We start from the raw sequence: 8,742 nt of genomic DNA on the forward strand, positions 1-8,742 counted from the left end.
CATGGTTTTCGTGTCTGATGCAATTCCGGTCCATTCGCTTCCCAAAACACCCAGCCAGGTTCCTGCATTAAAGATTTTCAGATTTAAGAACAGCACTGAAATCCAGCACGATGGGCCTTTTCAGGCCGGGCCGGTATCCCTACCCATTACGCCGCTCCCGACCGACGCTCCGCACCGTCATACCTATTACGAAATCCTTTTTATCGAAGAAGGGCAAGGCTTTCACGAAATCGACTTTCATTCCTACAATATCCAGGGAGCCGGACTGCATTTCCTGACGCCGGGACAAGTGCATTTGCTGACCTTTTCGAGCTCTTTCCAGGGTTATATCGTGGCATTTTCGGAGGATTTTTACACGTTTTATAATCCAATGAACCCGTCGCTTTCGCAGCTTCCGTTCTTTCAGCCCGCACGCCGGCAGCCGATCATCACATTATCGGAAAGCGACAAGCATTATTTCCACAACATCCTTGAAAACATGGTTACCGACCATTTGAGCGCCGAAACCGACCAGACGCTAATCGGAAGATATTTGGGATTGTTACTACAAAAATGCGCTTTCCTGACCCAGCATCATGCGCAGCCGGTTGAATCGCCTGCATCAAGCGTACCCGAACTCGCGGGACGTTTTCAGGAACTGGTGGAGAAAAATTTCCGGCAAATGCATGAAGTACAGCAATATGCCAGCCAGCTATCGGTTACGCCCGATTATCTGAGTAAAATCATCAAAAAACACCTCGGCATTTCCTGCCAGGAATACATTCTCGACAAACTGCTCCTCGAAGCCAAACGACTCCTGGTTTTCACCAATCTGAGCAGCAAGGAAATCGCCTACCATATCCATATGGACGACCCGTCCTATTTCAGCCGCATCTTCAAAAAGAAAACCGGACTCACGCCCAACGAGTACCGCGAACATGTTCGGAAAAGTACCATTTAATAGCAGATTTGTACCTTGCTATCCCTTTTTGCCGCAAATATCTTTGTATTATCCAAAATTAAAATGGCTAAATAATACTATTGATATAAGTTATGCAGATAAAAAACGAACTGACGGCAGCTTCCCTCCAACCGAAACTCGACCGGTTCTGGGAGGTTTCCGGCGAGAAAATCAAGCTCATTAACAAAGAGTACGACAACTCGAAAGGCACCCCGGTTTTCACCGTGAACGGCAAATACACCCTCCGCGGCTGGACGGAATGGACGCAAGGCTTCCAGTACGGTGCGGAAGTGTTGCAATTCGACGCAACCCGCGATGAAAGCTACCTTGCCAGTGCGCGCAGGAACACCGTGGATTTCATGGCCTCGCACGTAGGACATTTCGGTGTGCACGATCATGGTTTCAACAACGTGAGCACGTACGGCAACCTGTTGCGGCTGATGAACGAAGGGGTGATCCCGGAAAACGAATGGGAACGCAACTTCTATGAGATCGCATTGAAAGTGTCGGGAGCGGTACAGGCACGTCGCTGGACACCGATCAAGAATGGACAGGGCTTTATCCATTCATTCAACGGGCCGCACTCGTTGTTTGTGGATACGATCCGTTCGGTAAGGGCGCTGATGGTTTCCCATTTGCTCGGCCATAGTTTTATGGGTGAAAATGATTTAAAAACCAGCCTGCTCGAACGCGGAACGCTGCATTCCATTGCTACTGCCAACTATTCCGTTTACTACGGCGAAGGCCGCGACAGCTACGATCTTTGGGGACGTACGGCGCATGAAAGCGTGTTCAATACCAACGACGGCAACTACCGCTGTCCAAATTCCCAGCAAGGCTTTTCGGGCTTCACTACCTGGACGCGTGGCCTCGCGTGGGCGATGCTGGGCTTCGCAGAGCAGCTCGAATCACTCGCCAGCTTCTCCGATGAAGAACTGGCACCCGTAGGCGGTCGTGCTGAAATCGAGCGCATTTACCTCAAAGCGGCGCAAGCGACCTGCGATTTTTACATTGAAAACACAGCATCCGACGGCATTCCTTACTGGGATACCGGCGCCCCACAAATTCATAAACTCGGCGATTATACTTCCCGCACCTCCGATCCTTACAACGAATTCGAGCCGATCGACAGCTCGGCGGCGGGTATTGGCTCGCAAGGCCTGCTTCGTTTAGGTAAGTATCTGAATGACAAAGGCCAAACCGAAGCGGGCAACCGCTATTGGCAAGCTGGCCTCACGGCTATCGACGCTCTTTTCGCCGAGCCTTACCTCTCAACCGATCCCACGCACCAGGGTTTGATCCTGCATTCGATTTACCACCGTCCGAATGGCTGGGATAATGTACCTGCCGGACAAAAAATCCCGAATGGTGAATCAAGCATGTGGGGCGATTACCACGCGCGGGAAGTAGCGCTTTACCTCCACCGGATCAATAAGGGGTTGCCTTATTATTCGTATCTGGGCGCAGTGAAGTAACGTAACTGTCAGGCTGACAGTGCCGACTTCACATTTAATTAAAGTCATACCAACAATAACCACATCTCCGAATTGGAAAACATAACACTCGACCGGTGCTGTATTCACACCATTACGACCAAACCCTGGGGTCTTTCGGAGGCGGTGGAAAATTACGCGGCCGCTGGCGTGAAAGGCATTAGCGTATGGCAGAATGCTACGGAAGGTATCGGGCCGCACCGGGCGGGCGAAATCATCCGGGCTGCCGGGCTGGAAATCGTTTCTTACGTACGCGGCGGCTTTTTCCCGCATACAAGCAGCGCCGGGCGCGCACAGGCGATCGACCATAACCGCAAGCTCCTCGAAGAAGCCGCGGCCTTGGGAGCCCCGATGATCGTGCTGGTATGCGGCGCCTCGCCGGATCAGTCACTGGAAACTTCCCGCGACCAGATCCGTGAGGGCATTGCCGCCATTCTGCCGCTGGCTGAAAAACTGGGAGTGAAGCTGGCCATCGAGCCGTTGCACCCGATGTACGCCGCCGATCGCTCGGCCATTAACACCATGGCGCAGGCTAACGATATGGCGGAGCATTTCAAATCTCCTTTCGTGGGCGTGGCTGTGGATGTGTACCACTTGTGGTGGGATGGTGATTTGGAAAAAGAGATCGCGCGCTGCGGCGCGAATGGGAACCTGCTCGCGTACCACGTGTGCGACTGGAAAGTGAATACCATTGATCTTTTGAATGACCGGGGCTTAATGGGTGAAGGGTGTATTGATTTGAAAAAAATCAGGGGCTGGGTAGAGGCTACGGGTTTCAATGGCTTTTGCGAGGTGGAGATTTTCTCGAATATCCATTGGGCGAAGGACCAGCATTTGTTCCTTAGTGAGGTAACCGAATCGTTTGTCAGAACAGTGTAAAAGATAATGGCGCGAAGCTCTTGCTTCGTGCAAAACTATTCGCAGGCCTCTGGCCGGCATTAATAAGCGTAACGTAAATCAAGTCGGCCGGAGGCCTCCAACATAGCGGGCACGAAGCAGGAGCTTCGCGCCATTAAACAAAAACAACAATGACAACACATACCATAGGCATTATCATGAACGGCGTAACCGGCCGTATGGGTACCAACCAGCATTTGCTGCGTTCTATCAAAGCCATTATCGAGCAGGGCGGAGTGAAAGTTTCGGCCGACGAGGTGATTATGCCCGACCCGATCCTGGTAGGCCGTAACGAAGCCAAGCTGCAAGCGCTTTGCAAGCAATCGGGTGTGCAGAAATATACTACCGACCTGGATTCGGTCATGTCCGACCCGCATTACCAGATCTATTTCGATGCGCAGGTAACCGGCCGTCGTGCTGCGGCTGTGAAGAAGGCTATCGAAGCTGGAAAGCATATTTATTGCGAAAAACCAACCGGTACCACTACCGAGGAAGCATTGGAGCTGTTTGAACTTGCGACGAAAGCCGGTTTGAAAAACGGCGTCGTGCAGGACAAACTGTGGTTGCCGGGTTTGGTAAAATTGAAAAGACTGATGGAAGCCGGTTTCTTCGGCAAGATCCTTTCCGTACGCGGCGAGTTTGGTTACTGGGTTTTCGAAGGAACCAGCATTCCGGCTCAGCGCCCTTCGTGGAACTACCGCAAGGAAGATGATGGCGGCATTATCGTGGATATGCTCTGCCACTGGCGTTATGTGCTGGATAACCTGTTCGGCAATGTAAAAGCCGTTTCCTGCCTCGGCGCGACGCACATTCCTGAGCGCGTAGATGAGAATGGCAATACCTATAAATGTACCGCCGACGACGCCTGCTACGCCACATTCGAGCTGGAAGGTGACGTGATCGCACATTTCAACTCATCCTGGACGGTGCGCGTACGGCGCGACGACCTGCTCACGCTGCAAGTGGACGGAACACATGGCTCGGCCGTTGCCGGTCTGCGCGATTGCTACGTTCAGCATTACGGCAATACGCCGAAACCAGTTTGGAACCCGGATATCGCTCAGCCGATTCCCTTCTTCGATGGCTGGTCGAAAGTGCCCGAGCAAGAGATTTATGACAATGCATTCAAAGCACAATGGGAGCTTTTTCTCAAACATATCGTAAAAGACGAGCCATTCCCATGGGATCTGAAAGCGGGTGCGCGTGGTGTGAAACTCGCCGAAAAAGGGCTTGAAAGCTGGGAAAAACGCCAATGGGTTGACGTGCAGGATCTATGAAAAAGACCGCACTCATTACCGGCGGAAGTCGCGGTATCGGTTTCGGCATTGCCAAAGCCCTTGCCAAAGAAGGATATAACCTGGCCATCAACGGCGTCCGCGATGAAGCGGGCGCTGCCGATGCCCTCAACGAATTGCGCGAACTCGGTGCGGAAGTGGCGTATTGCCAGGGTAGCATTGCCAGCGCAACAGATCGTGAGGCCATTATCGAAAAGGCCTATTCCGTTTTCGGGCAGATCAATTTGCTCGTCAACAATGCCGGCATTGCACCGCGTGTCCGTCTGGACATTCTCGAAACCACTGTCGAGAATTACCAGGAAGTGATGACGACCAACCTCGAAGGCCCGTTCTTTTTTACACAAGCCATTGGCAAGAGAATGGCGCATGCCAAAGAGAATAACCATGCATTCGAGGCAGCTATCATTTTCGTAACCTCCATTTCGGCCACGGTGGCGTCCATTAACCGTGGAGAATATTGTATTTCAAAAGCCGGGCTTGCGATGACCAACCTGCTTTTTGCTGTGAGAATGGCTGAGTACAACATTCCGGTATACGAGATCCGTCCGGGTATTATTTCCACCGACATGACTTCCAAAGTACAGGAGAAATACGATAACCTGTTCCAAAGCGGCATTGCATTGCAACCACGCTGGGGCACGCCCGAGGATGTAGGCAAAGCCGTAGCCTCGTTAACGAGAGGCGATTTCCCCTACTCCACCGGCCAGGTAATCGGTGTAGACGGCGGAATGCTGATTGACCGGCTTTAAGCGCACGACGCCGAAAACAACAAATCGGCGGTCAGCCGTCGGCCGTCAAAAGAATTGATTGACATTTAACCAACCCCAAGCGGACGGCCAATGGCCAAACGCCGAAGTAAAACCTAACCCTATGTCAACAACAACAACCAACAATCCCCAACCATCGCTGCTCTCGCAGTTATTGCAAATACCTGTGATAGTGGCTGCATTGGGCTATCTGGTCGACATGTACGACCTATTTCTGTTCAGTGTGGTGCGGGTGCCGAGTCTCAAAGCATTGAATGTTGCCGACGATCAACTGCTCAACGAAGGCATCAACTTATTGAATTACCAAATGGCGGGAATGCTGATTGGCGGCGTGTTGTGGGGGGTGATCGCGGATAAGAGAGGTCGGCTTTCGGTACTTTTCGGGTCGATTATCATGTATTCGCTGGCCAATATCGGTAACGGGTTTGTCACTTCGCTTGATCAGTACGCGATTCTTCGCTTTATTGCGGGCGTTGGGCTGGCGGGTGAGCTTGGGGCGGGAATTACGCTCGTAACCGAAGTATTACCGAAAGAAATCCGCGGCTATGGTACCACATTGGTGGCTACACTCGGGGTTTTGGGTGCCATTCTGGCCTACTTCGTAGCCGATTTGTTTGCATGGCGCATATCCTATTTTGTAGGAGGCGGCATGGGTTTGCTGCTTTTGGTATTGCGTTTCAATGTTTTTGAATCCGGAATGTTCAAGCATGCGAAAGAACGTTCGGTGGTTCGCGGCAATATATTCATGATCCTCACCAACGGAAAGCGCCTCGGTAAATACCTGATGGCGATCCTGGTAGGCTTGCCGATCTGGTTCGTGGTGGGAATTCTCATTACATTCTCCCCTGAATTCGGGGCCGCGAAAGGCATTGAAGGGATTAATGCGGGAAAAGCAGTAATGCTGGCTTTTTCAGGGCAGGTTGGCGGAGATATCGTCAGTGGGTTACTAAGTCAGTATATGCGGAGCAGGAAGAAAGTGATCAGGCTGTTTATCGTCTTGTCGCTTGCAATGGTGATCGGTTATTTGCTAATTCCAATGCAGGATTTGTTCTCCTTCTACTTGCTTTGTACCTTGCTCGGATTCTGCAATGGTTACTGGACATTGTTCATTACTATTGCGGCGGAATTGTTCGGTACAAATCTGCGGGCAACCGTAGCGACGACGGTACCCAATTTCGTGCGCGGCGCGACCATCCCGTTGGCTGCATTGTTTGTGAGTTTCAAACCCGACCTGGGTGTGATCCAGAGCGGGCTGGTAATAGGTATAGCGACGGCCGTAGTGGCATTGCTGGCCTTATATTTCCTGGAAGAGACATTTACAAAGGATATGGACTTTGTAGAAAAAGAATAGTTTCGGTTTTAGTTTTAGTTAAAAGCGGCCCCCACAGATGGAGGGCCGTTTTTTTTAACAGTTATTAACACTATTCCAAGCAACGTTCCCCCACCGATCTCCGACTCTTGGTTACAAATTAGATATAGCCATGAGATACCGCTTAATTGCTTATGCTGGGAATCAACCACTTGTCCCACCCGAAAATCCGCTCGTGTACTTTGAACGCCAGGGTACACGGGCACCATCTTACCTTTGTCCCGTTCTTAAAATAGAACAAAACTTATAGCCATAAAAATAAAATAGTCATGAAAACAACAGTCAAAACCTTCATCTGCGCATTTGCGCTTGCAGCCGCTTCTTTCACTGCCCAGGCGGGCGACAAAGAAGCCAAAAAAGCTTCCACTTTCGGAACCGGCATTTACGCCACCAAAACCGGTAAAATTAACGTCCTCGTCGACAAAGGCAGTACAGATTCCAAAACCACATTGCTACTCAGAGACGCCGAAGGAACCGTAGTATACCGTGAGACAGTTGCGAGAGACAACAAAAAATTCGGCCGTACCCTGAACCTCGACGCGATGGAGCCAGGTAAATACAAACTGGACATCATCAGTGGCAACGAAGTTCAAACCAAAACTTTCGAAGTGGCCGATCAAAAAATCGAACGTATTCTGACAGTTAAATAAGGTTCAAATACATAGTACCCGGGAGGCCGTCTCAAATCAATTTGGGGCGGTCTGTTGTTTTAGCCCGTTATAGAAAATTCGTTTTCCGAATTTTGTGAAGTTATGGGCAAAGTTGATCGGAATGGGCTGCTGGTAGGGCAAGCAAGCCTATCTAGGCCGCTTTTTTCCTAATATTCTGTGCTATTGCAATCAATCCCCATTCGATCTCAACCTTTTGCTTGCCACGGAGCATGAACCGGCGGAAGTTGTGGTTATTTTTAATGTTACCAAAAACAGGTTCAACATCAAAGCATCGCTTCTTTCGCTTGATGATTCCTTCTTCACTTTTCAGTAGCCGGTCTGCTTGCTGTTTTTGCCTTTCCAGATTGACATTGACTTGAATAATCCGGTTGCCTTTGGATTTATGGCAGGCACCGTTCAAAGGGCAGTTGTCACAGTTATTAGCCTTATACATCCGGGCGCTTTGTACGAAGCCCGTTGCGGTTCTGTTAATCTTGTTGCCAATGTATTGCATCTTCTGTCCCATGGGACAGATGTAATGATCGCCCTGGGGATTATAGTGGAGCTTATCAGCGCTGAACGGGTGCTTTTTATTGAAGCTTTTGTGCTGCCGCTTGTCAAAGAGGCCATACTTCACGTAAGCGGCGATTTGCTTTTCTTCTAGCAACGTGTAGTTCTCTTCTGATCCGTACCCGGCATCAGCAGTCAATGATTTTAACGAACTGCCAAAGCTTTCTTCATATTGGTCAAGATGCGCAGCCAGTGTATTGGTGTCGGTCGGGTTAGAGTGGATGCTGTAATTAACAACAAATTGGTTGGAGGTTGATATCTGCACATTGTAGGCCGGCTTCAACTGACCATTACGCATGTGATCCTCTTTTAACCTCATAAAGGTAGCATCCGTATCGGTCTTGCTATAACTGCGGTCCGCCGCTGCGGTTTCGCTCGCCCAAAATCGCCTCCTGCTGCTCATAGCGGGCGATATTGGACGGGTAGTGCTTGGTCACATAACCCAGTTTAGCCTTCATCTTCTTGTCAATATTCTCCTTTTTGCCCAACACCTGATTAAGCTTATCAACTGTGTCCTGGACCTTTTCCTTGCTGATCGTAGTGAAGTCGGGCGGGTCGGGAAGGCTATCTTCGGCCGTGGCCACGCTCTGGGCATATTCCCAGATATGGGCTAACTGTTTCTTGATCTTTTCCTTATTAGTAGCAATCGCCTTCCGCCAGACAAAAGTATATTTATTGGCATTCGCTTCGATTTTAGTCCCATCGGTATAGACCTCTTCAATGCTCAACAGACCTTCCTGGGCAAGTAATAGCACCACTTC

The 8,742-nt window shown here is 50.3% G+C and carries 8 protein-coding genes and 1 pseudogene; 7 read left to right on the top strand and 2 right to left on the bottom strand.

Features of this window, described 5'->3' with window-relative positions; translation table 11 throughout:
• Position 1 precedes the first annotated feature (1 nt).
• The 7 genes from BLQ88_RS15260 to BLQ88_RS15295 all read left to right on the top strand — a co-directional run bounded on the left by BLQ88_RS15260 (position 2) and on the right by BLQ88_RS15295 (position 7,411).
• On the top strand, positions 2-940 hold the full coding sequence (locus tag BLQ88_RS15260; protein ID WP_090151521.1) for a helix-turn-helix domain-containing protein: 939 nt from the start codon (positions 2-4) through the stop codon (positions 938-940).
• 92 nt (positions 941-1,032) lie between these two features.
• Positions 1,033-2,415, top strand: coding sequence for a glycosyl hydrolase (locus tag BLQ88_RS15265; protein ID WP_090151526.1), 1,383 nt, complete (start codon positions 1,033-1,035; stop codon positions 2,413-2,415).
• 72 nt (positions 2,416-2,487) lie between these two features.
• A complete protein-coding gene (locus BLQ88_RS15270; protein ID WP_090151527.1) occupies positions 2,488-3,312 on the top strand; it encodes a sugar phosphate isomerase/epimerase family protein in 825 nt (274 codons plus the stop codon).
• A 149-nt stretch (positions 3,313-3,461) separates the two neighbouring features.
• Positions 3,462-4,607 carry a Gfo/Idh/MocA family protein gene (locus BLQ88_RS15275; protein WP_090151530.1) on the top strand — a complete coding sequence of 382 codons (1,146 nt, stop codon included), beginning with the start codon at positions 3,462-3,464 and terminating at the stop codon, positions 4,605-4,607.
• Complete coding sequence (locus BLQ88_RS15280; protein WP_090151532.1) at positions 4,604-5,374, top strand: 3-ketoacyl-ACP reductase; 771 nt, start codon at positions 4,604-4,606, stop codon at positions 5,372-5,374. The genes BLQ88_RS15275 and BLQ88_RS15280 overlap by 4 nt, the downstream gene beginning before the upstream one ends.
• Positions 5,375-5,495: 121 nt before the next feature.
• Positions 5,496-6,743: an MFS transporter gene (locus BLQ88_RS15285; RefSeq protein ID WP_090151534.1), complete on the top strand. Its 1,248-nt coding sequence runs from the start codon at positions 5,496-5,498 to the stop codon at positions 6,741-6,743.
• A gap of 287 nt (positions 6,744-7,030) precedes the next feature.
• Complete coding sequence (locus tag BLQ88_RS15295; protein ID WP_090151539.1) at positions 7,031-7,411, top strand: T9SS type A sorting domain-containing protein; 381 nt, start codon at positions 7,031-7,033, stop codon at positions 7,409-7,411.
• A 151-nt stretch (positions 7,412-7,562) separates the two neighbouring features.
• On the opposite strand, the gene BLQ88_RS15300 is transcribed toward BLQ88_RS15295, so the two are convergent.
• Positions 7,563-8,384, bottom strand: coding sequence for a transposase (locus BLQ88_RS15300; protein ID WP_229212704.1), 822 nt, complete (start codon positions 8,382-8,384; stop codon positions 7,563-7,565).
• Positions 8,326-8,742: pseudogene (locus tag BLQ88_RS37185) on the bottom strand (IS5/IS1182 family transposase); the annotation flags it as partial. The pseudogene BLQ88_RS37185 and the gene BLQ88_RS15300, both read right to left, overlap by 59 nt.

The organism is Dyadobacter soli, from assembly GCF_900101885.1.
Classification (GTDB): domain Bacteria; phylum Bacteroidota; class Bacteroidia; order Cytophagales; family Spirosomataceae; genus Dyadobacter; species Dyadobacter soli.

What these genes read in the sequence shown, in the direction of transcription:
- BLQ88_RS15260 (WP_090151521.1), top strand. Translation starts at nt 2, where the DNA reads ATGGTTTTCGTGTCTGATGCAATTCCGGTCCATTCGCTTCCCAAAACA.
- BLQ88_RS15265 (WP_090151526.1), top strand. Translation starts at nt 1,033, where the DNA reads ATGCAGATAAAAAACGAACTGACGGCAGCTTCCCTCCAACCGAAACTC.
- BLQ88_RS15275 (WP_090151530.1), top strand. Translation starts at nt 3,462, where the DNA reads ATGACAACACATACCATAGGCATTATCATGAACGGCGTAACCGGCCGT.
- BLQ88_RS15280 (WP_090151532.1), top strand. Translation starts at nt 4,604, where the DNA reads ATGAAAAAGACCGCACTCATTACCGGCGGAAGTCGCGGTATCGGTTTC.
- BLQ88_RS15285 (WP_090151534.1), top strand. Translation starts at nt 5,496, where the DNA reads ATGTCAACAACAACAACCAACAATCCCCAACCATCGCTGCTCTCGCAG.
- BLQ88_RS15295 (WP_090151539.1), top strand. Translation starts at nt 7,031, where the DNA reads ATGAAAACAACAGTCAAAACCTTCATCTGCGCATTTGCGCTTGCAGCC.
- BLQ88_RS15300 (WP_229212704.1), bottom strand. Translation starts at nt 8,384, where the DNA reads ATGAGCAGCAGGAGGCGATTTTGGGCGAGCGAAACCGCAGCGGCGGAC.